We start from the raw sequence: 24,376 nt of genomic DNA, 5'->3' as shown, positions 1-24,376 counted from the left end.
CTCGGGCCTCAGCTGAATTCGGGGCTGCGTTTTTCGAGAAAGGCGTTGTAGCCCTCCCGGAAATCGGCAGAGGAAAAGACATCGCCCAGCATCTGCTCTATCTCCGCCGGCGTGGTGCTGGTCTGCCCCACGATGGCGTTGACCGCGGACTTGGCGATATGCAGCGAATTGCGGGAGAACCGCGCCAGCTTTGCCGCCCGGGCGGCAACCTCCGCCTCCAGCGTCTCGACCGGGTAGACGCGGTCAACCAGCCCCGCCGCGCAGGCGTCCTCGGCCGCCATGAGCTCCGCGAAGAACAGCATTTCCTTGGCACGTCCCGGCCCGACCAGCTGCACCAGCCGGTTGGTATCGCCAAAGCTGTAGGCGGCACCGATCTTGGTCGGCGTGATGGCAAAGCGGCTGGCGGCGCTGGAATAGCGCAGATCGCAGGCCATGATCAGGGCACAGCCACCGCCCACGCACAGGCCGTCGACCTCGGCGATGATCGGCTTGGGACTGTTCATCAGCGCATCCAGCGCACCGTTGAACACCTCGCCGAAATGCGCCGCGTTTTCGGGCGAGGCATAGGTCACCGAGAATTCCGAGATGTCGGCGCCACAGCAGAAGGCCTTTTCGCCCGCACTGGCAATGACGATCACCCGGACCTCCGGATCGCCGGACAGCGCGGTGATCATTTCGCCCAGCAGGCGCCAGCTGGAGGTGTCGAGGGAATTCAGCTTCCCTGGCCGGTTCAGCACCAGCCGGGCCACGGGGCCGGAGCGGGACAGCAGGATGGGGTCTTCGGTGGTCATGTGAACTCCGGTCATCATCAGCGCAGGGCGCCGGGCAGCCAGGTGGCCAGCTGCGGGAAAGCGGTCATCAGGGCGACATGCAGGATCATCAGCAGGCAGAAGGGCAGCGCGGCCTTCGCCAGACGGCCAATGGGATCCCCCGACATGCGTTTCAGCACGAACAGGTTGATGCCGACGGGCGGGGTGATCTGGGCCATTTCGATGGTCACGATCAGGAAGATCCCGAACCAGACCGGGTCGAAGCCCGCGGCGGTGACCAGGGGCAGGGTCACGGGCAGGGTCATCACGATGGTCGACAGCCCGTCGATCACGCAGCCCAGCACCAGGTAGAAGACGACCAGCAGCACGATCAGCATGATCGGGTTCAGCTGCATTCCCTCGATCGCATGGGCGATGTCGTTGGGGATCGACAGCCGCGCCATGGCCTTGGTCAGGAACAGCGCGCCCGACAGGATCAGCGCGATCATCGAACAGGTCTTCACCGTGCCCATCAGCGCCTCGGCGATCTTGGCGATCCGGTTGCCCTTCTCGATCACCAGCAGCACCAGCGCGCCGGCCACGCCGATCGCCGCCGCTTCGGTGATGGAGGCGATGCCCGACAGCATGGACCCCATGACGCAGACCACCAGCGCCAGCGTCGGTGCCAGCTGACCAAGGGCCTTCAGCGCGCCAAGGAAGGTCAGCCGTTCAACCCCTTCCTCCACGGGGGCCTTGGACCGGATCCCGACCCAGGCCATGAACAGGGCCGACAGCAGCAGCCCGGGGATCATGCCCGCGATGAACAGATCCAGGATCGAAACCTGGGCGATCACGCCATAGACGATCATCGGGATCGACGGCGGGATCAGCAGCCCGATGGATCCGGCCCCGGCCAGCGATCCCCGGTTCAGCATCGGGTCGAACCCGCGCTTGTCCAGCTCGTCCAGGGTGATCCGGCCCACGGTCGCCGTGGTCGCCGCCGAAGAGCCGGAGATCGCCGCGAACAGGGCAGAGGCCAGGACGTTCACCTGGATCAGGCCGCCCGGCAGCTTGCGCGCGAAGGGCGCAAGCCCGTCAAAGAGGTTCCGCGACAGCCGGGTGTGGTACAGCAGCTCCCCCATCAGGACGAAAAGCGGCAGCGTCACCATCTCGGCCGAGGTGGCATTGGCCCAGATGTCGGAGGCAAGGAAGTTCCCCACCTTCATATTCTTGAACAGTTCCAGCGAAACGATGCCCACGCCCATCAGCGACAGGCCGATCCAGGTCCCGCCCAGCAGCAACAGCGCCAGGACACCCAGGATGAAAGTTGCAGGTGCGCCCATGGGTCAGACCTCCGTCGCCGGATCGAATTCATGCGCCTGGGACCGGGCCAGGCCCAGGATCTCCAGGATGCGGGCGACGATGCCGACCGACAGGAGCCACAGCGACACCGCCAGCACCATCTGCGGCAGCCACAAGGGGGTGCGCGACGGATAGAGGCTGACCGTTCCGCGATCGAGGCTCTTGAGGGCGTATTGCGTCATGTACCAGGCCGCATATGTCGCCACCGCCAGTCCGATCGCCGCGGTCAGCACGCCCAGCGTGCGCTCCGCCATCGGCGGCAGGCGGTCGGTCAGCAGGTTGACGCGAATATGGCCCTGTTCCGTCAGGACCCATCCGGATCCGGCGAACAGGCCGGCACAGAGGAAGTAGCTGGCATATTCCGTCGCCCAGGGCTGCGAGGTGCCGAAGACCGAGTTGAGCACGACCTCCAGCACCAGCATGACCGAGAGGATGGCCGTCGCCACGGCGCCCACGATGGCGCCCGCACGGGTAACAAGTAGACAGAGGCGATGAACCGTTTGCATGGCAAACCTCCCGGTTTGAAGAAAATGGGGACCGCGGCACCCGGAGGGCCGAAGAGGTAAGAACCTGAAGGCCCGCGATCCCAGTTGGCCGGTAAGGGGAGAGATCCGGCTTATTTACCCGCGTGGTAGGCTTCGAGAACCTCCGCGGCCTTGGGCCCCGCGCGTTCGATCAGCTGCGCTTCCATGCCCGAGGTCGCCTCGCGCATCGTGTCCAGCAGTTCGTCCGAGGGCTCCTCGATGGTCATGCCGTGCTCTTCCAGCTCCGCCATGCGCTTGACGTGCTCGGCGTTGGCAACGTCCCAGAACTCCGGCTCCATCTTCAGGGCCAGGTCTTCCACGGTCTTCTGGGTCTCGGGATCGAGGTCGTTCCAGTAGTCCATGTTCACGGACATGATGTTGAAGCTGATGATGTGGTCGGTGACGATGCCGTAGTTCAGGAATTCCCAGTACTTCTGCGCCACTGCCGTGGTGCCGGAGGTCATCACCGCTTCCAGCTTGCCGGTGGCCAGGGCCGGGACGATATCGCCGGAGCCGAGGATCAGCGGCAGCATGCCCAGGCTGTCGGCCATGGTCGTGGTGATCGCGTCCAGGGTCCGGATCGGCACGCCCTTCAGGTCATCCAGCGTGGTCACCTGTTTCTTGGTGTAGATCAGCTGGGTCGGCCACGGCACGGCATAGAGCAGCTTCTGGTTGCGCTCGGCCAGCGCCTCTTCCCAGACCGGGCGGACCAGGGCAAAGAAGCGGTCCAGATCCTCGGGAGAGGTGATGAGGAAGGGCAGACCGTCCAGGCCCAGCAGCGGCACGTCACCGACGTTGAGGAAGGCGGCGGTTTCCGCCATCGGCACGATGCCGTCTTCCAGCGCGCGCACGGTTTCGTTCGGCCGCACGCCCAGGGCGCCCGCCGGATGCACGATCATCTCCAGCTCGCCATCGGTCGCTTCCTTCACCGCCTCGGCGAAGTTCTGGGCGTCGATCGTGTGGAACTCCGACGGCCCCCAGGGGATCGAGACGTCCCAGGTCTCGGCCTGCGCGGCAACGGCGCCGACGGCCAGCGCGGCGGCAAGGGCGGTGGATTTCAGAAAGTGTTTCATGTGTTTCCCTGTTGATTGTGACCGGTCTTTGCGCCCGGTTGTTGGAGGATCGTCTTCGGGGCTGTTCTTGATCTTTCCCGCGTTCCCTCCCCTGCGCCGGACGCCCGTCCCCGGGCGCCCGCCGATACGGAACGCGGCTTCTCAGGCCGTCCCCCAGGGGTGCGCGGCGGTGAAACTGTCTGCGATGGCCGCACGGGAGGTGATCCACACCTCGTCACGGTACTGGTCGACGTGATCCAGGAACTTCTCCAGCGCCCAGATCCGGCCCGGCCGGCCGATCACCCGCAGGTGCAGCCCGACAGAGGTCATGCGGGGTCCACAGGTCCGGGCTTCGCGCAGGTACCAGTCAAAGCTGTTGATGTTGTAGGCCAGCCACTGGTCGGGGGTGTAGCTGGGCTCGGTCCACAGCTTCATGTCATTGGTATCAATGGCATAGGGCACGATCAGCAGCGGTTTGATGCTGCCGTCCGACATCTCCACCTCCTGCCAGAACGGCATGTCCGACGACAGGTTGTCCATGTGGTAGCTGTAGCCCTCCTCCACCAGCAGCCGCTGGGTGCGGTCGGTGTGCAGATAGCGGCTCAGCCAGCCTTTCGGGCGGCTGCCCGTGCTGGCCTCGATGCTGCGCGCGGCGCCGGCAATGAACTCCCGCTCGCGATCCTCGTCGAAGCTGAACTGATGCACCCAGCGATAGCCGTGGGAGCAGACCTCGTGCCCCTTCGCGACGATCCGCGCCGCCAGCTCCGGCGCGCGTTCCAGCGCCAGCGCCGCGGCGGTGACGGTGCAGGCCATGTCGCGTTCGTCGATCAGGTCGAAGATCCGCCGCGCGCCCTCGTTGATGCCGTAGGCGTAGTTGCTTTCGTTCATGTAGTTGCGGATCGGGATCTTCAGGCCGACGCCCAGCTCATCCACCGGCTCCGGCTTCTTGTCGCCCTCGCGGATCGACAGCTCGGATCCCTCCTCGATGTTCACGACGATGGAAAGCGCCAGTTTCTTGCCGTCAGGCCAGGTGAATTCGGACATGGGTCAACTCGGTCTAGGGATACGAAGGGCGGGATCAGCGGCCGTAGGTCACGGTCAGGCTGGCCTGTCCCAGCGAATAGGCGCTGGTCAGGAACCCCACGAGGGCGGGCATGCTGTCCTCGGTGATCATCTCTGCCGGCAGGGCCGGGATGCTCAGCGCGTCCAGCGTGAAGACATAGCGATGTTCGGTGCCTTCGGGCGGGCAGGCGCCGCCATAGCCCGGCTGACCAAAGTCGGTCCGGGTCTCCATCGCGCCATCGGGCAGGTCGCTGCCCAGGCCGATCGCCTCCGCATCACCGGGGACATTCACCACGACCCAGTGGGTCCAGCCGATGCCGGTGGGTGCATCCGGATCGTGCAGCCGCAGGACATAGCTCTGGGTGCCCTCGGGCGCACCGCTCCATTCAAGCGCGGGTGCGACATTGCCGCCGGCACAGCCGAAGCCATAAGGCTCCGACAGAACCTGCTGCGCCTCCATCACGCCCTCGGGCATGGTGGGGGAGGTCAGGGTGAAATCCTGTGCAGCGGCACTGCAGGCCAGGAGGGAAAGCGCGGCAGCCGCCGCGACGGAGAGATGGGTCATCTGGCTCTCTGTCAGTCTGGTTTCGTTATCCCCAGACTGACGGAGCTCCGATCACTCCGCGGTGCCGATCCGCTCATCCTCTGCGCCGATCCGATCAATCTCGCCCGAGCGGCTGCGCACCTCGGACGGGGCGAACCCGAAACGCTGGCGGAACCGGATGGCAAAGCGGGAGGCCGACTCGTAGCCGACATCCAGCGCGATCCGGTTGATCGGAAGTTCGCTTTCCTGCAGCAGGCTCAGCGCAGTGGTCATCCGCGTGTCCATCTGGATCGCGGACAGCGAGGTGCCCAGCTTCGACAACCGGCGCCGCAGGGTGGCCTCGCTCACGGCCATGGCGCTGGCCACCTCGGCAGCGCTCCAGTTGCGCGCGGGATCGGCGGCGATCAGGGCACGCACCAGCTGATCCATCTCCGGCTCCCGGTCGATCAGGTGAACGCCCGCTTCGCGCAGCCAGGCCAGCACCTCGTAAAGACGCAGGCGTGCCACCGTCTCGGGCACGTAGTCGGCCTCCACCAGCGCTTCGCGGCTGGCGGCGAAACTGCGTTCGAAGCCTTCGTAAACCGGCTCGATCCGGCGCATCCATTCCAGCGGCTTGGGCCGTGGCCCCGGCAGGTGCTGATCGTGTTCGCGCAGAAGGTCGGGGGCAAAGATGATCCAGTCGGCAATATAGGGGCTGTCTGCCTCGGGCTCGTTGTAGCTGTCGTAGACGCCGGGGGTGATCACCATGTACTCGCCCGCGTTCACCGTCACCTCGCCCTTGGCGTTGCGGATGATCTTGCGGCCGGCGCGCACGCCCACGAGCATCGGGTGATCCACCGTCACATGGGTCGCCATCAGCGCCCGGAACTGCCGGATCTGCGCCGTCAGCCCGAAGCCCTTGCGCTCCCGCACTGCCCTGGGTTTCTGCGCGGCGGAAACCCCGATCACCTCCCGGCCGCCGGTCTGGCGCGGGAAGGAGTGATTCATTCCATGAGGCATCATCAGCATTGCGGGCTCTCCGGACAGGGATCTTTACAGGGATCTGGGATGGCAGGCTGCAGGCGGTGGCCCTGCGGCGTGATCGGTTCCAGTTTGCGGGCGCGCTCCCGGCAACAGGAAGATCCCGTCCCGTCCCCGGATCGCCGGACATGTACTTTTTCCCGCAATCGACGATCCCTTGGGCATACGTGACGAAATTGTGCACTGTTTTTCCATGCGCAAACCCCTCGCCCGGATGGCGGACCACCGCGGCGCGGCCAATCTGACGCCACCCAGCGTCGCCGCGCGCGCCCTCCGGACGCTGCCGAATCGCTGCCGAAAGGGCGCGAAACGCGCCCTGAGCAACGCCCGGCCGGGGCGCCAGCCGCCCCTTGGGAGGCTGCTTCGCCTTCCCCGACGTCGCCCCTCTGCCCCCCGCCATGCAGCGACCTGCCCAATCCGCACTCGTTTGCGATCAAACAATACCGGCGACCTCCGGCCGGCCAACACTTCTATTGCTTTATTTCGGGAAGCGCAGAACCTCTCTTTTCGGAACATCCCCTGGCCGCTGATCCAGCCCGTCCGCCAGGTACAACCGAAAAGGAGCGCTCCATGAACATCCACGATCCCGCAGCCGAGCTCCGCGCGAATGTCGCCGTGCCCTTTGATCAGGCGAACGCGATGCCGATATCGGTCTATACCTCACCTGACTTCCAGGCCCTTGAACAGGAACATGTCTTCGCGAAGTCCTGGCTCTGCGCCGGGCGGGTGGATGCGCTGAAGAACCCCGGCGACTACCTGACCATGGAAATCTCGGGCGAACCCGTCCTGGTGCTGCGCGACCGCGAAGGCACGCTGCGCGCCATGTCCAACGTCTGCCGCCACCGCATGTCGGTGCTGCTGGAAGGGCGCGGCAATGCCCGGGTCATCACCTGCCCATACCACGCCTGGACCTATTCGCTCGACGGCTCCCTGCGCGGCGCCCCGGCGATGGACATGAACAAGGGCTTCTGCAAGGATCAGAACGCCCTGCCCGCCATCCGCTGCGTCGACTGGAACGGCTGGATCATGGTCACACTCGACCCCGATCTGCCCGAACCCGCCGAGCAGCTGAAGGAGGTCGACGACCTGGTCGGCTACCTCGACATGTCCAGCTATGTCGAAGTGTTCCGCGAGGAGCACCATTGGAACACCAACTGGAAGATTCTGGCCGAGAACTTCATGGAAAGTTACCACCTGCCCATGTGCCACGGCGGCACCATCGGCGGGGCGGTGGACCTGCGCAAGATGACCTGCCCCGAGGGCAAGGAACACTTCAACTACCACCACATCCTGAAGGACGACAGCATCGCCCTGTCCATTGCCCACAAGGACAACACCACGCTGCAAGGCGATGACCGCTACCGCACCTGGCTGATGGCGATCTATCCGTCGCTGCTCATCACCCTGACGCCCGGCTACTTCTGGTACCTCTGCCTGACCCCCGACGGCCCCGGCCAGGTCAAGATCCTCTACGGCGGCGGCCTGCATCCCGACTTCGCCGCCGATCCGGACCACGAGGCACATTTTTCCGCACTCAAGGGCCTTCTCGATCACGTCAATGACGAGGATCGTGGTTGCACCGAACGGGTCTGGAAGGGCATGCAGGGGCGGCTGGCCCGCCCCGGCTCCCTGAGCCACCTGGAACGGCCGAACTACGAATTTGCCCGCTGGATTGCGAACAGGATGCCGTGATGCCCGATGAACCGCTGAGACAGGAATTCCTGGAAGCGATGTCCCGCGCCGCCACCACCGTCAGCGTCGTCACCACCGACGGCGCGGCGGGCCGCGCGGGTGTCACCGTCTCCGCCATGTCCTCCGTCTCGGCGGATACCGAACAGCCCACGCTGCTCGTCTGCCTGCATCACAAATCCACCGCGGCGGAGGTGATCCGCCGCAACGGCACCTTCTGCGTCAACGTCCTGCGCGAGGACCAGTCGCGCATTTCCGATGCCTTCGCCGGCCGCGTGCCCGGGCTCGCGTCGAAATTCGACGCGGGCGACTGGGACCGGACTTCCATCGGTGCGCCGCGCCTTCTGGGCGCGGTCTGCTCCTTTGCCTGCCGCATCGACACCGCGCAGCGCGTGGGCACCCACTACGTCGTCTTCGGCGCGGTGGAAGAGGTCCACCTCGGCGCGCCGGGCAAGCCGCTGGTCCACGCCAACCGCGCCTATGCCGCCCCCCTTGCCCTCGTCGGCAACTGACCCTCGTCAGCCACTGGCGCCCGCAAGCCACTGCCCTTTTTCGGACACTGCCCCGGCAGACGGCGCCGACTTCTCCGAACGCCGCCTCTCTGACCCCTTTCGCCAAAGCTTTGAGCAGCGCCAAAGCAAACACTACCGTATGGCGCTGATCTCCTTCCGCCCGCCCGCGCCGCGCTCTAGGCAGGAAGGGAGGGCATAAGACCGAAGCAGCGAATCCGCCCTCCGTTTACAGGTATCCCGGAGGTTTCATGGCCCGGCTCGTCTTCGATCTCGACGGCACTCTCATCGACAGCGCACCCGACATACAGGGCATCGCCAACGCGTTGTTGCAACGCCACGACGTGGCCCCCCTCACACTGTCGGAAACCCGCCGTTTCATGGGCGAAGGTGTTTCGGTCTTCGTCGACCGGATGATCCGCACCCGTGACCTGGACCCCGCGCTGCACGACAGCATGCTGGCCGATTTCATGTCCCGCTACGAAGACGCGGTGGACCTGACCCACCCCTACCCCGGCGTGCGCGACACCCTTCTGGCCCTGGCCGCCCAGGGGCACCAGCTGGGCCTTTGCACCAACAAGCCGGAGGCCGCGGCCCGCGCCATCCTGCGCCACCTCGGGCTGGAAGACTGCTTTGTCACCGTCGTCGGCGGCGATACCATCGACTGCCGCAAGCCGAACCCGGCGCCGCTGCGCGCCGCCTTCGACCGGCTGCCCGATTGCCCCACGCACCCGCGCGCCCAGCTCTACATCGGCGACAGCGAAACCGACGCCGAAACCGCCCTGCGGGCCGATGTGCCCTTCCTTCTCTTCACCGAAGGCTACCGGAAGGGGCGCGGCGGGCTCAGCTGCAACGCCGCCTTCTCGGACTACGCCCAGCTGCCGGAACTCGTGACGGGCTTCCTTCACTGATTGCCGAGCGGGCCGCCAAGGCCCGACGCCCGGGGCGTTTTTCCCGCTGACAGGCGCCCCCACGCCTTCCAACGCTTTGACATCCCGGCCCTGCCGTTGTCATCTGCGCCCGACCCGCAAGGCTCGGCACCAGCAGAGGACAGCCCATGGCCCCCCAAACCGACGCGCCCCGCGACAGTTTCGACCTCTTCGTCATCGGCGGCGGCATCAACGGCTGCGGCATCGCCCGCGACGCAGCGGGCCGGGGCCTGCGCGTCGGGCTGGCGGAAAAGGGCGACCTCGCCGGGGCGACCTCCTCCGCCTCGACCAAGCTCTTCCACGGCGGGCTGCGCTACCTCGAATATTTCGAATTCCGCCTCGTGCGCGAATCCCTGATCGAACGCGAGGTGCTGCTGAAGGCGATGCCGCATATCTCCTGGCCCATGCGCTTCGTCCTGCCGCTGCACCAGGACATGGTGTTCGAAAACTCCACCCCCACCTCGCGCCTGCTGAACCTCTTCATGCCCTGGATGAAGGGCCGCCGTCCCGCCTGGCTGATCCGCCTCGGCCTCTTCCTCTACGACAACCTCGGCGGGAGGGAGATCCTGCCGGGCACCCGGTCCCTGTCCCTCAAGGGCAGCCGCGAAGGCGCCCCCCTACAGGACAGCATGACCCGCGCCTACGAATATTCCGACTGCTGGGTGCAGGACGCCCGGCTGACGGTGCTGAACGCCCGCGACGCCGCCCGCTGGGGGGCAGAGGTGATGACCCGCACCCGGGTGATTTCCGCCGCGCCTGAAGGATCTGAATGGTCTGTCACGCTCGAAGACACCGAAACCGGCGCCACCCGCCAGATCAGCACCAAGGCGCTGGTGAACGCCGCAGGCCCCTGGGTGGCCGAGATGCTGAACGGCACGCTGGGGCGCAACTCCACCGCCGGGATCCGGCTGGTGCGCGGCTCCCACATCGTGACCAAACGGCTCTACGATCACGACAAGTGCTACTTCTTCCAGGGCTCCGACGGGCGGATCATCTTCGCCATCCCCTATGAACAGGACTTCACCCTGATCGGCACCACCGATGTCGACCACCCCGACCCCGAGCAGAAGCCCGAAGCAACGCCCGACGAAATCGACTACCTCTGCCGCTTCGCCTCGGAATACTTCCGCACGCCCGTCACCCCCGATCAGGTCGTCTGGACCTATTCCGGGGTCCGCCCGCTCTACGACGACGGCGCATCCTCGGCTTCCGCCGCCACCCGCGACTACGTTCTGCGGCTGGAAGAAAGCGGCCCGCCACTCCTGTCGGTCTTCGGCGGCAAGATCACCACCTACCGGCGGCTGGCCGAACACGCGATGGAAAAGCTCGCCCCGCTCTTCCCGATGATCCGCCCCGCCTGGACGGCAGGCGCCACCCTGCCTGGCGGCGATTTCGAGGTCGCCGAGACCGAGGGACTCATCTCCCGCCTGATGACCGACTACCCCTTCCTCGGCCCGCGCGGCGCCGAACGGCTGATCCGCCACTACGGCACCGAGGCCCGCAGCTTCCTGGGCGATGCGAAAGAGGCCGCCGACCTCGGCCAGGACTTCGGCGCCGGCCTCTCGGAGGCAGAGGTGCGCCACCTCATGACCCGCGAATACGCCCGCACCGCCGAAGATGTCGTCTGGCGCCGCACCAAGCTAGGCCTACGTCTGACCGAAGAGCAGATTGCCGCGCTGGACACCTGGATGCAGGCCGCCCGCTGACAGCAAGACCCGGAGGAGACCCCATGACCACCCATATCCTTGCCATCGACCAGGGCACGACCTCGACCCGGGCGATCCTCTTCGGCCCGGACATGACACAGGTCGCCTCCGCCCAGCAGGAATTCCCGCAGCACTACCCCGCCTCGGGATGGGTCGAACATGACCCCTCGGACCTGTGGTCCTCCACCGCCGCCACCTGCCGCGCCGCGATCGAAAAGGCGGGCCTGACCCCCGAAGACATCGCCGCCATAGGCATCACCAACCAGCGCGAAACCACACTGCTCTGGGATCGCGAAACCGGCCGCCCCTTCAACAACGCGATCGTCTGGCAGGACCGCCGCACCTCCGCCCTCTGCCAGGACCTGCGCGCCGCCGGGCACGAGGACCGCGTGACGGAGATCACCGGCCTCCTTCTCGATCCCTATTTCTCCGGCACGAAACTGAAGTGGCTGCTCGACAACGTCGAAGGCGCGCGCGAAGCGGCTGAGGCGGGCCGCGCCCTCTTCGGCACCGTCGACAGCTACCTGATCTGGAAAATGACCGGCGGCGCCGAACATGTCACCGACGCCACCAACGCCGCCCGCACCCTGCTCTACGATATCGAAACCGGCGACTGGTCGCCGGAGATCTGCCGCATGCTCGACATCCCCATGCAGGTCCTGCCCGAAATCCGTGACTGCGCCGCCGATTTCGGCATGACCCGGCCCGATCTCTTCGGCCGCCCGATCCCGATCCTGGGCGTCGCGGGCGACCAGCAGGCGGCGACCATTGGCCAGGCCTGCTTTGCCCCCGGCATGGTGAAATCCACCTATGGCACCGGCTGCTTTGCCCTGCTCAACACCGGCGACACGCCGGTCCGCTCCTCCCACCGGCTGCTGACGACGGTGGCCTACCAGCTGGACGGCAAGCGGACCTATGCCCTCGAAGGGTCGATCTTCATCGCCGGCGCCGTGGTGCAATGGCTCCGCGACGGGCTGAAGATCATCCGCGAAGCCTCCGAAACACAGCCCCTGGCCCAGGCCGCCGACCCGGGGCAGGAACTGATCCTCGTGCCCGCCTTCACCGGCCTCGGCGCGCCCTACTGGAACGCCGACTGCCGCGGCGCCATCTTCGGCCTGTCGCGCAATTCCGGCCCGGCGGAATTCGCCCGCGCGGCCCTGCAATCCGTGGGCTACCAGACCCGTGACCTGCTGGAGGCGATGCACGCCGACTGGGACACCGCCGATCACGCCACCAGCCCGACCCTGCGCGTCGATGGCGGGATGAGCGCCTCCGACTGGGCGATGCAGTTCCTCTCCGACATCCTGGGCGCCCCCGTGGACCGACCCGAGATGCTGGAAACAACGGCGCTCGGTGCCGCCTGGCTGGCGGGGCAGCGCGCGGGGATCTACCCCGACATGGCGGGCTTTTCGGAGAGCTGGGCGCTGGAACGGCAGTTCACGCCCGCGATGGAAGACGACACCCGCGCCCGCCTCTACGACGGCTGGAAACGCGCCGTGGCAGCAGTGCAGACGGTCTGAGGCACCGGGGGCCGCCGCGGGGGGCTCCGCCCCCGTCTCCGTGCCGGAGACTCCCCCGGAGTATTTCCGGCGGATTGAAGATGGGGGATGGCACCCGGAATGGCACCCTCCTTTTGCAAGAGGGAGCTTGCACGCTCTCCCTTGCAAACCTCCGCCAATCCCCCGGCCACCCCGGGCTTCAACCCGCCGGAAATACTCCCGCCGGAGGCAACGCCCATCACAACCTCCGCAGCACCTCTTCCAGCACCCGTTCGGCGGCGCGGGGCAGCTGCTGACCACGGTTCGACAGGATGAAGTAGGGCGACACGGTGATCCGGTCCGCTAGGTCCAGCGCCACCAGCCGCGCGCCCAGCGCATCGCCCGTCAGGATTTCCGACACCTCCTCCGACTGTGGGGAGATGACGTCCTCATGGGCCAGCATCGACAGCACCACCAGCAGGGAGGAGGAGTTGGAGACGTTGCGCGGCACCGGCGTGCCCGTCTGCAGGAAGACCGCCTCCACCGCCTGCCGGATGGGGGAGCCGCGCTCCTGCATCACCCATTCGTAGCCCAGGGTTTCCTCCAGCGACAGGTTGCGGGCGCCGGCCAGCGGGTGACTGTCCCGCACCAGCAGGGACACGTTTTCCGACCGGGCCGGGTAGACGTTGAAATCCGCGCTTTCCTGGTCCGGCGGCAGACGCGCGATGACGAAATCGAACCGTCCTTCCCGCAGGCCGCGCACCAGCTGGACAGAGGGGCTGACCTCGATCGTCGGCTCGATCGCCGGGCTTTCGGCCTTCACCTGCCGTAGGGCCGGGATCAGGAAGCCCATCGCCGGGCCGGTCACCGCGCCCACCCGGATTTCCCCCGCAACACCTGCGGCGATGCTGCCCACCTCCGCCTGCAGGGTTTCCAGTTCCCACAGGATGACCCGGACGTGCCGCAAAAAGGCCTCCCCCACCTGGGTCGGCTCCATCCCCCGGGGATGGCGCGTGAACAGCGGCGCCCCCGCCTCCGCCTCCACATCGGCCAGCATCCGGCTCGCCGCCGGTTGCGACATCGCCAGCGCCTCCGCCGCAAGCTGCAATTTCTGACGGCGCGCGATCTCGTCGATCAGGCGAAGGTGCACGGGTTTCAGGCGTTTGGTCAGGTCCATGACGCCCACCATACCACTTTCGATATGCTTATCGCCAGAAATAGAATTTTACAGGTATGATTGTGACAGGCTAGGCAGGCAACGGCTGAGGAGACCAGCCCGTATAGAACAGCGACCCGTCCGGAGGATTCGTCTCAAGGGTCGCGCATGTGGAGGAGATCATGACTCTCAAGACCCTTGCGGCCACTACGGCCGCCGCTCTCGTATTCGCCACCGGCGCCTATGCCGACGGGCTTATCGGCATCGCAATGCCGACCAAATCGTCCTCGCGCTGGATTTCCGACGGCGAGTCGATGGTCGAGCAGTTCCAGGAAGCGGGCTACGACACCGTCCTGCAATACGCGGAAGACGACATTCCGAACCAGCTCGCCCAGATCGAGAACATGATCACCCGCGGGGTGGATGTTCTGGTGATTGCCGCCATCGACGGCACCACCCTGTCCAACGCGCTGGAGAACGCCTACTACGCCGATATCCCGGTCATCGCCTATGACCGCCTGATCCGCGACAGCGCCTATGTCGACTATTACGCCACCTTCGACAACTTCAAGGTCGGCGTGCAGCAGGCAACCTCGCTGGTCCAGGGCCTCGAAGAACGCTTCGGCGACGGCCCCTACAACGTCGAACTCTTCGGCGGCAGCCCGGACGACAACAACGCCTACTTCTTCTACAACGGCGCCATGTCCGTGCTGGATCCCCTGATCGAGGACGGCACGGTCAACGTCGTCTCCGGCCAGATGGGCATGGAAAAGGTCGGCACCCTGCGCTGGGACGGCGCGGTGGCCCAGGCCCGCATGGATAACCTGCTTTCGGCCTATTACACCGACCAGCAGATCCAGGGCGTGCTGTCCCCCTACGACGGCCTGTCCATCGGCATCCTGTCCTCGCTCAAGGGCGTGGGCTACGGTTCCGGCGACATGAAGATGCCCATCGTCACCGGCCAGGACGCCGAACTGCCCTCGGTGAAGTCGATCCTCGCGGACGAACAGTATTCGACCGTCTTCAAGGACACCCGTGAACTGGCCCGCGTCACCGTCGGCATGGTCAAGGCGCTGGTCGAAGGCACCGAGCCGGAGATCAACGACACCGAAACCTACGACAACGGCGTCAAGGTCATCCCCTCCTACCTGCTGGAGCCGGTGGCCGTGGACAAGTCGAACTGGAAAGAGATCCTGATCGGCTCCGGCTACTACACCGAAGAGCAGTTCTGACGATCCCGGGCGGCTCTGCTGCCCGGCTCTGCCAACCTCCGGGCGGCCCTTCTGCCGCCGCCCGGCCCGATCCTCCTCCGGGCGGCGCCCGCCGTCGCCCGGACCTGATCCGCCCGGGTCCTCCATCCCGACGCCCGGTTCCGAACGCTCCTCCCGATCCTTCGCGCCCGGCAGCCCGGGCGGATCCCCATCGAACGCAAGAGGCCGACCATGACCGCCCTGCTCGAGATGCGCGCCATCACCAAGGAATTCCCGGGTGTTAAGGCCCTCGACAATGTCAACCTGACCGTCCGCGACGGCGAAATTCACGCCATCTGCGGCGAGAATGGCGCCGGCAAATCCACCCTCATGAAGGTCCTGTCCGGGGTCTATCCCGCCGGCAGCTACGACGGTGAAATCCACTATGCCGGCGCGCTGGCCCAATGGGGCGGGATCAACGATTCCGAAGACCGCGGCATCATCATCATTCACCAGGAACTGGCCCTGGTGCCGCTCCTGTCCATCGCGGAAAACATCTTCCTCGGCAACGAACGCGCGTCCAAGGGCGTCATCGACTGGCGCGAGACATTCCAGCGCACCGGCGACCTGCTCGCCAAGGTCGGGCTGAAGGAAGGCCCCGCCACCAAGATCGACAGTCTCGGCGTCGGCAAGCAGCAGCTGGTGGAAATCGCAAAGGCGCTCAGCAAGGACGTGCGCCTGCTGATCCTCGACGAACCCACCGCGGCGCTGTCCGAACACGACAGCCAGGCCCTGCTGGACCTGATGCTGGAACTGAAGGCCCAGGGCGTCACCCAGATCATCATCTCCCACAAGCTGAACGAGGTCCGCCGCGTCGCCGACAGCGTGACGGTGATCCGCGACGGCTCCACCGTCTCCACGCTCAGCGCGGCAGAGGGAGAGATCCACGAGGATCGCATCGTCCGGGACATGGTCGGCCGCGACATGTCCGACCGCTATCCGCCCCGCCCGCACCGCGCAGGCAACATGCTGATGGAAGTCGAAGGCTGGAACGCCTGGCACCCCGAACATGCCGACCGGCAGGTCATCCGCAACGCCGCCTTCAACGTCCGCGCGGGCGAAGTGGTGGGCATCGCCGGGCTGATGGGCTCGGGCCGCACGGAACTGGCCATGTCGATCTTCGGCAAGAGCTACGGCAAGAACATCTCGGGCCAGGTGAAGATGCACGGGCAGCCCGTCGACACCTCCACCGTCGGCCGTGCCATCGACGCGGGCCTGGCCTATGTGACCGAGGACCGCAAGTCCCTGGGCCTGGTGCTGGAAGAAACCATCGCCAGGAACGTGACGCTTGCCAACCTGCCCGGCGTGGCCCCGCGCGGCGTCATCTCCGAAGGGGAGGAAACCCGCGTCTCCGAAGAATACCGGCGGGCCATGAACATACGCACGCCCAGCGTCTTCCAGAAGGTGATGAACCTTTCGGGCGGCAACCAGCAGAAGGTCGTGCTGTCGAAATGGCTCTTCTCCGGGCCGGAGGTGCTGATCCTCGATGAACCGACCCGGGGCATCGACGTCGGCGCGAAGTTTGAAATCTACAATATCATCAACGACTTGTCCGAACAGGGCAAGGGCGTGGTCATGATCTCGTCCGAGATGCCCGAACTGCTCGGCATGTGTGACAGGATCTACGTCATGAACGAAGGCGCCCTGGTCGGACAGCTCAGCAAGGCCGAGGCCAGCCAGGAAGCCATCATGTCGATGATCGTGACCGACGTCGTCGCGGATGCGGCTGAATAGGGAGAGGGAACGTGGAACTCGTGGAAAAATCGAACGGAACCGGCGGTCAGCCCGACGGCAAGAGCCTGGGCCAGTACCTGGCCGGACACCTGCGCGAATACGGCCTGCTGGTCGCGCTGATCGCCATCATGATCTTCTTCCAGGTGGTGACGAACGGCACGCTGCTGAAGCCCGTCAACATCACCAACCTCTTCCTGCAGAACTCCTACATCATCATCATGGCGCTCGGCATGCTGATCGTCATCGTGGCGGGTCATATCGACCTGTCCGTGGGCTCGGTCATGGGCTTCGTCGGCGCGCTGGCCGCCGTCATGATGGTCAACTGGGGCTGGCCCGTCTGGGCGACGATCCCCGCCTGCCTGGTGGCCGGCATCGCGATCGGCGCCTGGCAGGGCTACTGGGTCGCCGTGTGGAAGATCCCGGCCTTCATCGTGACGCTGGCGGGCATGCTGGTCTTCCGCGGCGCCTCGCTCTGGCTGCTCGAAGGGCAGTCGGTCGGGCCCTTCGAACGCTCCTTCCAGTCGCTGTCGACGGGGTTCATCCCCGACATCACCGGCATGGGCCGCCCCAACGGCACCGCGCTCATCGCAGGCGTGATCGCCGTCATGCTGATCATCTGGATGGGCCTGCGCCAGCGCGCCTCGAACCGGAAATACGGCATGGACCTGGAACCGACGATGTTCTTCGCCGTGCGCACCGCCGTCGTCTCCGCCGCGCTCTTCTACGTCATGTACAAGCTGGCGGGCTTCCGCGGACTGCCCAACGTGATGATCTCCATGGTGGTGCTGACGGCCTTCTATGCCTTCATCACCGAGAACACGACGCTCGGCCGCCGCATCTACGCGCTCGGCGGCAATGAAAAGGCGGCGAAACTCTCGGGCATCAAGACCGAGAAGCTGACCTTCCTCGCCTTCGTCAACATGGGCTTCCTCGCGGCGCTGGCAGGGCTCATCTTCGCCGCCCGCCTGAACACCGCGACGCCCAAGGCAGGCTTCGGCTTCGAACTGGACGTGATCGCGGCGGTCTTCATCGGCGGCGCGTCGATGTCGGGCGGCTCGGGCAAGATCATCGGTGCGGTGGTCGGCGCCTTCATCATGGGCGTGCTGAACAACGGCATGTCCATCATGGGGATCGGCATCGACTACCAGCAGATGATCAAGGGCCTGGTGCTGCTCGCCGCCGTGTTCTTCGACGTCTACCAGAAGAACAAGGGCTGACGACGACCCATGGCGGCCAAAGGTGGATTTCCATCCACCCTACGCCGCCCAGGGGAGAGGTATCTCCTCCTTGCGTAGGGTGGATGAAATCCACCTTCGCCACTCTCCCGGGCTCCGTAGGGCGGGGTTTACCCCGCCTTCGCTCCCGCCGCCTTCGCCCTCTCGTCTGCGCGACACCGCCCGCGCGTCTCGGCCCGGGCACCAACATCCCGTAGGGCGGGGTTCACCCCGCCTTCGGCCCCCGTTCAAACTTTGTCAGGACCTAGTGCAATGACGTTCACCCCCGCCCCCTGGCCCCGCAAACTGCGCTCGCAGGAATGGTACGGCGGCAATTCCCGCGACACGATCTACCACCGTGGCTGGATGAAGAACCAGGGCTACCCGCACGACCTCTTCGACGGGCGCCCGATCATCGGGATCATGAACACCTGGTCCGACCTCACCCCCTGCAACGGCCACCTCCGCGAACTGGCGGAAAAGGTGAAGGCCGGCATCTGGGAGGCCGGCGGCTTCCCGGTCGAGGTCCCCGTCTTCTCCGCCTCCGAAAACACCTTCCGCCCCACGGCGATGATGTTCCGCAATCTCGCGGCGCTCTCGATCGAGGAACAGCTGCGCGGTCAGCCCATCGACGGCGCCGTCCTCATGGTCGGCTGCGACAAGACCACGCCCTCCCTGCTGATGGCCGCCGCCTCCTGCGACGTGCCCTCCATCGTGGTCACCGGCGGCCCGATGCTGAACGGCTACTTCCGGGGTGAGCGCGTGGGCAGTGGCACGCACCTGTGGAAGTTCTCCGAGGCCGTGAAGGCCGGCAAGATGACCCAGGAGGAGTTCCTGGAGGCCGAGGCAGGCATGTCCCGTTCCACCGGCACCTGCAACACCATGGGCACCGCCTCCACCATGGCGTCGATGGCCGAAGCGCTCGGCATGGCGCTCTCGGGCAACGCGGCCATCCCGGCGGTAGACTCGCGTCGCCGCGTCATGGCGCAGATGTCCGGCCGCCGCATCGTGCAGATGGTCAAGGACGACCTGAAGCCCTCCGACATCATGACCAAGCAGGCCTTCGAAAACGCGATCCGCACCAACGGCGCCATCGGTGGCTCCACCAACGCGGTTATCCACCTGCTGGCCATCGCGGGCCGCGTGCCCGGCGTCGACCTGACCCTGGACGACTGGGACCGCTGCGGGCGCGACGTGGAAACCATCGTCAACCTGATGCCCTCGGGCGAATACCTGATGGAGGAGTTCTTCTACGCCGGCGGCCTGCCCGTGGTGCTGAAACGCCTGGGCGAAGCCGGGCTCCTGCACAAGGACGCCCTCACCGTCTCCGGCGACACGATCTGGGAAGAGGTCTCGGGCGTCCTGAACCACAATGAGGACGTCATTCGCCCCGTGGGCAAGGGCCTGACGCCCCAGGGCGGCATCGCCGTGCTGAAGGGCAACCTGGCGCCGAACGGCGCGGTGCTGAAACCCTCCGCCGCCTCGCCCCACCTGATGCAGCACCGGGGCCGCGCCGTGGTGTTCGAAGATATCGACGACTACAAGGCCCGCATCAACGACCCCGATCTCGACATCGACGAGACCTGCGTCATGGTGCTGAAGAACTGCGGCCCCAAGGGCTATCCGGGCATGTCCGAAGTGGGCAACATGGGCCTGCCGCCCAAGGTCCTGCAGAAGGGCATCACCGACATGGTCCGCATCTCCGATGCCCGCATGTCCGGCACCGCCTATGGCACTGTCGTCCTGCACACCTCGCCCGAAGCCGCCGCCGGTGGCCCTCTGGCCGTGGTGAAGACCGGCGACATGATCGAACTGGACGTGGCCGGGCGCCGCATCCACCTCGACATTTCCGACGAGGAGCTCTCCGCCCGCCTCGCCGCCTGGCAGCCGACCCACGAACGTTTCGAGAGCGGCTACGGCTGGATGCACCAGCAGCACGTCGAAGGCGCCGACACCGGGGCCGATCTGGACTTCCTCAAGGGCTGCCGGGGCAACGCGGTCGGAAAGGATGCGCACTGATGGATATCGCGCTTGTCGGCATCGGGAAGATCGCGCTGGACCAGCACGTCCCCGCCATCGCCGCCTCCAATGACTGGGACCTCGCCGCCACCGTCTCCCGCGCGGGGACGGTGGAGGGCACCCCCGCCTATACCGACTTCGACCAGATGCTGGCCGATCATCCGGAAATCCGCGTGATCTCCCTCTGCCTGCCGCCCGTCCCGCGCTTCGACTACGCGGCAAGGGCACTGGCCGCAGGTCGCCATGTCATGCTGGAAAAACCGCCGGGCGCCACCCTCTCGGAATGCGTCGAACTGGAGCGCATGGCCCGCGACCGGGGCCTGTCCCTCTACGCCACCTGGCACTCGCGCGAGGCCGACAAGGTCGCCCCCGCCAAGGCCTGGCTTGCGGGCAAGACCCTGAAATCCCTGCATGTCACCTGGCGCGAGGACGTCCGCCGCTGGCACCCGGGACAGGACTGGATCTTCGAAGCAGGCGGGCTCGGCGTCTTCGACCCGGGCATCAACGCCCTCTCCATCGTGACGGAAATCCTGCCCCAGCCCATCCACCTGACCCGCGCCGACCTGCTCTTCCCGGAAAACCGGCAGGCCCCCATCGCGGCGGAACTGTCGTTCTTCCACCCCGGCGGCGCGGCCGTGACCTGCGATTTCGACTTCCGCCAGGAAGGCGAACAGACCTGGTCGATCGAAGCGGTCTGCGAGGAAGGCACCTTGGCTTTGACCCACGGCGGCGCGCAGATGTTCGTCGACGGCGCGCCCCAGGGCAGTTCCGAAACGGGCCTGCACGGCGAATACCCCCGGCTCTACGCCAACATGGCGCAGCTGGTGCGCGCGGGCGGCGTCGACATGGACATGGCCCCCATGCGCCATGTTGCCGATGCCTTCCTGCTGGGCGCCCGCGAAACCACCGATCCCTTCTTCTTCTGACAGATCCCCATTTCCAGACCCGAGGACACCCCGTGACCGATCTCAAGACCACCCCGCTCACCGGCATCCTGCCCGTCGCCCCCACGCCCTTCCTCGATGACGGGTCCCTCGACCTGCAGGGCATGAAGAACACCCTCGACTGCCTGATCGACCAGGGCGTCGACGCCATCTGCATCCTCGCCAACTACTCCGAACAGTTCGTGCTGTCGGACGAGGAACGCCGCATCCTGACCAAGCTGTCGCTGGAACACGTGGCGGGCCGCGTGCCGGTGATCGTGACGATCTCCCACTTCTCCACGCAGGTCGTGGTCGCCCGCGCGAAGGAGGCACAGTCCCTTGGCGCCTCGATGCTGATGATGATGCCGCCCTATCACGGCGTCGGCCTCTCCCCCGCGCCCGAAGGCATCTTTGAACATTTCGCCGCCGTGTCGGATGCGATCACCATCCCGATCATGATCCAGGACGCGCCGCTTTCGGGCGTCACCCTGCCCGTTCCGCTGCTGGTGAAGATGGCGGCAGAGATCGAGAACGTCTGCTATTTCAAGATGGAAACCCCCTTCGCCGCCGACAAGCTCGAAGCGCTGATCGCGGCAGGCGGCAAGGACATCATCGGCCCCTTCGACGGCGAAGAGGCCGTGACCCTGCTGGCCGACCTCGACGCGGGCTGCACCGGCACCATGACCTCCGGCATGTTCGCCGAAAAGATCCGCCCCATCGTCACCCACTACCTCGCGGGTGACAAGGACGCGGCGCTCGCCCAGTGGCAGCTCTGCATGCCGCTCATCAATCACGAGAACCGCCAATGCGGGCTGCGCGCCTGCAAGGTGGTCTACAAGGAGGGTGGCGTAATCTCCTCCGATCACGTGCGTCACCCTCTCAAACCCATGTCCCCGCGCACGCGGTCGCGCCTGCTGCAACTGGCAGGCGACCTCGACATCATGGCGCTCCGCTGGGGCAAGTAAGGGAGCAAACATATGACTTTCCACGGCAAACACCTGATCGCGGGCCAATGGGTCGGCTCGGACGACACCTTCGCCTCCACCCCTGTGACGGGCGATCCGATCATGGTCTCCAAGGGCACCGCAGCCCTGGTCGACCAGGCCGTCCAGGCCGCCGAAGAGGCGTTCTGGACCTACGGCTACACCTCGCGCGACACCCGCGCCGCCTTCCTCAACGCCATCGCGGATGAGATAGAGGCGCGCGGCGATACCATCACGGAAATCGGCACCGCCGAAACCGGCCTGCCCGCAGGCCGCCTGCAGGGCGAACGCGGCCGCACCACCGGCCAGCTGCGCATGTTCGCCGATCACATCCTGAAAGGCGATTACCTCGACGTGCGCCACGACCCGGCCCTGCCGGAACGCGCCATGCCCCGCCCCGACCTGCGGATGATCGAACGCCCCATCGGCCCCGTCGCCGTCTTCGGCGCCTCGAACTTCCCGCTGGCGTTTTCGACCGCCGGGGGCGACACCGCCTCGGCCCTGGCCGCCGGCTGCCCCGTCGTCGTGAAGGGGCACGAAGCCCACCCCGGCACCGCCGAGATCGTCGCCGAGGCCATCGCGGCCGCCATCGAGAAGACCGGCATGCCCGCCGGCACCTTCTCGATGATCCACGGCGGCAGCTACGAGACGGGCGGCGCGCTGGTCCAGCATCCGCTGATCAAGGCCGTGGGCTTCACCGGCTCCTATCGCGGCGGCAAGGCGCTCTTCGATCTCTGCGCCCAGCGCCCGGAACCCATCCCCTTCTTCGGGGAACTGGGCTCCATCAACCCGATGTTCTTCCTCCCCGCCGCCATGGACGCCCGGGCAGAGGCAATGGCCAAGGGCTGGGCCGGATCGCTGACGATGGGCGCGGGCCAGTTCTGCACCAACCCCGGCGTCGTCGTGCTGCCCGAAGGCCCCGCGGCGGAAACCTTCCTCGCCACCGCCAGGGCAGAGCTGGAGGCCGGCGCGGCGCAGGTCATGCTGACCGAAGGTATCGCCAATGCCTACCGCAAGGGGGTGGAAACCATCGGCGCCCAGACCGGCGTGCAGGAGGTCATGACCTCCACCTGCGACCTCCGGAACGCCACGCCCTACGTCTTCCGCACCACGGCGGACGAATGGATGGCCAACGAGGCCCTGGCGGAAGAGGTCTTCGGCCCCATGGGCGTCGCCATCACCGTCTCCGGACCCGATCAGATGGTGGCGCTTGCCAAGTCCTTCCACGGTCAGCTAACCACGACCCTGATGATGGACGACGCAGACATTCCCGTGGCGCAATCGCTGATGCCGGTGCTGGAACGCATGGCGGGGCGGGTGTTGGCCAACGGCTTCCCGACAGGGGTCGAGGTCTGCGATGCCATGGTCCACGGCGGCCCCTTCCCGGCCTCCACCAACTTCGGTGCCACCTCGGTGGGCACCCTGGCCATCCGTCGCTTCCTGCGCCCGGTCTGCTACCAGAACCTGGCGCCGGAACTGCTGCCGGCGGACCTGCAGGAGCTCTGATGCAAGCAGACAGATCCCCGGCCGCCGGCACCACCGCCGACATGTTGACCGCACCGACGGTCCGGCGCATTGCCGTCGACTGGGGCACGTCGAACCTCCGCCTCTGGGCCCTCGGGCCCGGAGGAGACATCCTGTCGGAACGCAGTGCGCCCGACGGCATGGGCAGCCTCGCCCCGGATCAGTTCGAACCGGCGCTGCTGCGGCTCTGCGATGACCTGCTGCCCCCGGGCCGGGTCACCCCGGTGCTGATCTGCGGCATGGCCGGCGCCCGGCAGGGCTGGATCGAAGCACCCTACGCCCAGGTCCCCTGCGCCCCCACCGGCACGCCGCCGGTGACCGCCCCCACCACCGATCCGCGCCTTTCGGTGCGCATCCTGCCGGGCCTCTGCCAGCTGGATCCGCCCGACGTCATGCGCGGCGAGGAAACCCAGATCGCGGGCTTTCTCGCACTTGAGCCCGGTTTCGACGGCACCCTCTGCCTGCCCGGCACCCATACCAAGTGGGTCCGCGTCGCGGGTGGCCAGGTGCTGCACTTCCGCACCTCGATGACCGGCGAACTCTTCGCCCTGCTCTCGCGCCAGTCGGTGCTGCGCCACTCCCTGACGGAGGCGCCCGCCTGCGACACCGCCTTCACTCGCGCGCTGACCCGCGCCGCCCACGCGCCCGAAGGACTGCTGGCCGATCTCTTCACCGTCCGCTCCGGCGCGCTGCTGGCAGGCACCACGCCGGCACAGGCCGCGGGCCAGCTCTCCGGCCTGCTGATCGGCGCCGAACTGGCCGGGGCACGGGACCTCTGGACGGGGTGGGAAACGGTCATCATCGGCTCCCCCGCGCTCACCACCCGCTACGCCGGTGCGCTGGCCTGCCTCGGCGCCAGCGCCCGCCCCGCCCCCACGGCCGACCTGGCCCTCCACGGCCTGCGGGCCGCCTTCGCCTGAAAAGCCGTCACCTGAAACAGCCCTTCCCG

21 protein-coding genes are annotated in these 24,376 nt (G+C 66.6%); 13 read left to right on the top strand and 8 right to left on the bottom strand.

Annotation, left to right across the window (positions count from 1 at the left end):
- Positions 1-8: 8 nt before the first annotated feature.
- The 7 genes from AC2IR1_RS04280 to AC2IR1_RS04250 form a co-directional block, all read right to left on the bottom strand.
- Complete coding sequence (locus AC2IR1_RS04280) at positions 9-791, bottom strand: enoyl-CoA hydratase/isomerase family protein (protein WP_486475042.1); 783 nt, start codon at positions 789-791, stop codon at positions 9-11.
- 17 nt (positions 792-808) lie between these two features.
- Positions 809-2,092, bottom strand: a complete 1,284-nt coding sequence (locus AC2IR1_RS04275) for a TRAP transporter large permease (protein WP_486475041.1) — start codon at positions 2,090-2,092, stop codon at positions 809-811.
- Between the two features lie 3 nt (positions 2,093-2,095).
- A complete protein-coding gene (locus AC2IR1_RS04270; RefSeq protein WP_486475040.1) occupies positions 2,096-2,617 on the bottom strand; it encodes a TRAP transporter small permease in 522 nt (173 codons plus the stop codon).
- Positions 2,618-2,727: 110 nt separating this feature from the next.
- A complete protein-coding gene (locus AC2IR1_RS04265; protein ID WP_486475039.1) occupies positions 2,728-3,708 on the bottom strand; it encodes a TRAP transporter substrate-binding protein in 981 nt (326 codons plus the stop codon).
- Between the two features lie 141 nt (positions 3,709-3,849).
- The gene (locus AC2IR1_RS04260) at positions 3,850-4,731 is read right to left on the bottom strand and encodes a polysaccharide deacetylase family protein (protein ID WP_486475038.1); all 882 of its coding nucleotides are present in this window, start codon (positions 4,729-4,731) and stop codon (positions 3,850-3,852) included.
- Between the two features lie 34 nt (positions 4,732-4,765).
- Entirely contained in the window at positions 4,766-5,314 is a 549-nt protein-coding gene (locus tag AC2IR1_RS04255; RefSeq protein WP_486475037.1) for a YbhB/YbcL family Raf kinase inhibitor-like protein, read from the bottom strand.
- Positions 5,315-5,365: 51 nt separating this feature from the next.
- Entirely contained in the window at positions 5,366-6,280 is a 915-nt protein-coding gene (locus AC2IR1_RS04250) for a helix-turn-helix transcriptional regulator (protein WP_486475036.1), read from the bottom strand.
- Between the two features lie 603 nt (positions 6,281-6,883).
- Here AC2IR1_RS04250 and AC2IR1_RS04245 point away from each other — a divergent pair.
- From AC2IR1_RS04245 to glpK, 5 genes are all read left to right on the top strand, one after another.
- The gene (locus AC2IR1_RS04245) at positions 6,884-8,005 is read left to right on the top strand and encodes an aromatic ring-hydroxylating oxygenase subunit alpha (protein WP_486475035.1); all 1,122 of its coding nucleotides are present in this window, start codon (positions 6,884-6,886) and stop codon (positions 8,003-8,005) included.
- A complete protein-coding gene (locus AC2IR1_RS04240) occupies positions 8,005-8,514 on the top strand; it encodes a flavin reductase family protein (protein ID WP_486475034.1) in 510 nt (169 codons plus the stop codon). The genes AC2IR1_RS04245 and AC2IR1_RS04240 overlap by 1 nt, the downstream gene beginning before the upstream one ends.
- 248 nt (positions 8,515-8,762) lie before the next feature.
- The gene (gene gph / locus AC2IR1_RS04235; protein ID WP_486475033.1) at positions 8,763-9,422 is read left to right on the top strand and encodes a phosphoglycolate phosphatase; all 660 of its coding nucleotides are present in this window, start codon (positions 8,763-8,765) and stop codon (positions 9,420-9,422) included.
- 146 nt (positions 9,423-9,568) lie between these two features.
- Complete coding sequence (glpD, locus tag AC2IR1_RS04230; protein WP_486475032.1) at positions 9,569-11,146, top strand: glycerol-3-phosphate dehydrogenase; 1,578 nt, start codon at positions 9,569-9,571, stop codon at positions 11,144-11,146.
- Positions 11,147-11,169: 23 nt separating this feature from the next.
- Positions 11,170-12,666 (top strand): glycerol kinase GlpK, encoded by a 1,497-nt coding sequence (gene glpK, locus AC2IR1_RS04225; protein WP_486475031.1) that lies wholly within the window; start codon positions 11,170-11,172, stop codon positions 12,664-12,666.
- A gap of 217 nt (positions 12,667-12,883) precedes the next feature.
- On the opposite strand, the gene AC2IR1_RS04220 is transcribed toward glpK, so the two are convergent.
- Positions 12,884-13,801: a LysR family transcriptional regulator gene (locus AC2IR1_RS04220; RefSeq protein ID WP_486475030.1), complete on the bottom strand. Its 918-nt coding sequence runs from the start codon at positions 13,799-13,801 to the stop codon at positions 12,884-12,886.
- A gap of 161 nt (positions 13,802-13,962) precedes the next feature.
- On the opposite strand from AC2IR1_RS04220, the gene chvE reads away from it, so the two are divergent.
- The 8 genes from chvE (at position 13,963) to AC2IR1_RS04180 (ending at position 24,347) form a co-directional block, all read left to right on the top strand.
- Positions 13,963-15,012 carry a multiple monosaccharide ABC transporter substrate-binding protein gene (chvE, locus tag AC2IR1_RS04215; protein WP_486475029.1) on the top strand — a complete coding sequence of 350 codons (1,050 nt, stop codon included), beginning with the start codon at positions 13,963-13,965 and terminating at the stop codon, positions 15,010-15,012.
- A 210-nt stretch (positions 15,013-15,222) separates the two neighbouring features.
- Positions 15,223-16,764: a multiple monosaccharide ABC transporter ATP-binding protein gene (gene mmsA / locus AC2IR1_RS04210; protein WP_486475028.1), complete on the top strand. Its 1,542-nt coding sequence runs from the start codon at positions 15,223-15,225 to the stop codon at positions 16,762-16,764.
- Positions 16,765-16,784: 20 nt separating this feature from the next.
- The gene (gene mmsB, locus AC2IR1_RS04205) at positions 16,785-17,981 is read left to right on the top strand and encodes a multiple monosaccharide ABC transporter permease (protein ID WP_486476372.1); all 1,197 of its coding nucleotides are present in this window, start codon (positions 16,785-16,787) and stop codon (positions 17,979-17,981) included.
- Between the two features lie 270 nt (positions 17,982-18,251).
- Positions 18,252-19,997 carry an L-arabinonate dehydratase gene (araD, locus tag AC2IR1_RS04200; protein WP_486475027.1) on the top strand — a complete coding sequence of 582 codons (1,746 nt, stop codon included), beginning with the start codon at positions 18,252-18,254 and terminating at the stop codon, positions 19,995-19,997.
- The gene (locus AC2IR1_RS04195; RefSeq protein ID WP_486475026.1) at positions 19,997-20,923 is read left to right on the top strand and encodes a Gfo/Idh/MocA family protein; all 927 of its coding nucleotides are present in this window, start codon (positions 19,997-19,999) and stop codon (positions 20,921-20,923) included. The genes araD and AC2IR1_RS04195 overlap by 1 nt, the downstream gene beginning before the upstream one ends.
- 32 nt (positions 20,924-20,955) lie before the next feature.
- On the top strand, positions 20,956-21,885 hold the full coding sequence (locus tag AC2IR1_RS04190) for a dihydrodipicolinate synthase family protein (protein ID WP_486475025.1): 930 nt from the start codon (positions 20,956-20,958) through the stop codon (positions 21,883-21,885).
- A 12-nt stretch (positions 21,886-21,897) separates the two neighbouring features.
- Positions 21,898-23,409 carry an aldehyde dehydrogenase (NADP(+)) gene (locus AC2IR1_RS04185; protein WP_486475024.1) on the top strand — a complete coding sequence of 504 codons (1,512 nt, stop codon included), beginning with the start codon at positions 21,898-21,900 and terminating at the stop codon, positions 23,407-23,409.
- Positions 23,410-23,450: 41 nt separating this feature from the next.
- Positions 23,451-24,347, top strand: a complete 897-nt coding sequence (locus AC2IR1_RS04180; protein WP_486476371.1) for a 2-dehydro-3-deoxygalactonokinase — start codon at positions 23,451-23,453, stop codon at positions 24,345-24,347.
- Positions 24,348-24,376 lie beyond the last annotated feature (29 nt).

Source organism: Pseudooceanicola sp. NS-SX8 (assembly GCF_057380755.1).
Note: the sequence above shows the minus strand (reverse complement) of the source record. Positions and strands in the feature narration are given on the sequence as shown.

Coding starts and splice junctions, on each gene's coding strand:
- AC2IR1_RS04280 (WP_486475042.1), bottom strand. CDS start 791: ATGACCACCGAAGACCCCATCCTGCTGTCCCGCTCCGGCCCCGTGGCC.
- AC2IR1_RS04275 (WP_486475041.1), bottom strand. CDS start 2,092: ATGGGCGCACCTGCAACTTTCATCCTGGGTGTCCTGGCGCTGTTGCTG.
- AC2IR1_RS04270 (WP_486475040.1), bottom strand. CDS start 2,617: ATGCAAACGGTTCATCGCCTCTGTCTACTTGTTACCCGTGCGGGCGCC.
- AC2IR1_RS04265 (WP_486475039.1), bottom strand. CDS start 3,708: ATGAAACACTTTCTGAAATCCACCGCCCTTGCCGCCGCGCTGGCCGTC.
- AC2IR1_RS04260 (WP_486475038.1), bottom strand. CDS start 4,731: ATGTCCGAATTCACCTGGCCTGACGGCAAGAAACTGGCGCTTTCCATC.
- AC2IR1_RS04255 (WP_486475037.1), bottom strand. CDS start 5,314: ATGACCCATCTCTCCGTCGCGGCGGCTGCCGCGCTTTCCCTCCTGGCC.
- AC2IR1_RS04250 (WP_486475036.1), bottom strand. CDS start 6,280: ATGAATCACTCCTTCCCGCGCCAGACCGGCGGCCGGGAGGTGATCGGG.
- AC2IR1_RS04245 (WP_486475035.1), top strand. CDS start 6,884: ATGAACATCCACGATCCCGCAGCCGAGCTCCGCGCGAATGTCGCCGTG.
- AC2IR1_RS04240 (WP_486475034.1), top strand. CDS start 8,005: ATGCCCGATGAACCGCTGAGACAGGAATTCCTGGAAGCGATGTCCCGC.
- gph (WP_486475033.1), top strand. CDS start 8,763: ATGGCCCGGCTCGTCTTCGATCTCGACGGCACTCTCATCGACAGCGCA.
- glpD (WP_486475032.1), top strand. CDS start 9,569: ATGGCCCCCCAAACCGACGCGCCCCGCGACAGTTTCGACCTCTTCGTC.
- glpK (WP_486475031.1), top strand. CDS start 11,170: ATGACCACCCATATCCTTGCCATCGACCAGGGCACGACCTCGACCCGG.
- AC2IR1_RS04220 (WP_486475030.1), bottom strand. CDS start 13,801: ATGGACCTGACCAAACGCCTGAAACCCGTGCACCTTCGCCTGATCGAC.
- chvE (WP_486475029.1), top strand. CDS start 13,963: ATGACTCTCAAGACCCTTGCGGCCACTACGGCCGCCGCTCTCGTATTC.
- mmsA (WP_486475028.1), top strand. CDS start 15,223: ATGACCGCCCTGCTCGAGATGCGCGCCATCACCAAGGAATTCCCGGGT.
- araD (WP_486475027.1), top strand. CDS start 18,252: ATGACGTTCACCCCCGCCCCCTGGCCCCGCAAACTGCGCTCGCAGGAA.
- AC2IR1_RS04195 (WP_486475026.1), top strand. CDS start 19,997: ATGGATATCGCGCTTGTCGGCATCGGGAAGATCGCGCTGGACCAGCAC.
- AC2IR1_RS04185 (WP_486475024.1), top strand. CDS start 21,898: ATGACTTTCCACGGCAAACACCTGATCGCGGGCCAATGGGTCGGCTCG.
- AC2IR1_RS04180 (WP_486476371.1), top strand. CDS start 23,451: ATGTTGACCGCACCGACGGTCCGGCGCATTGCCGTCGACTGGGGCACG.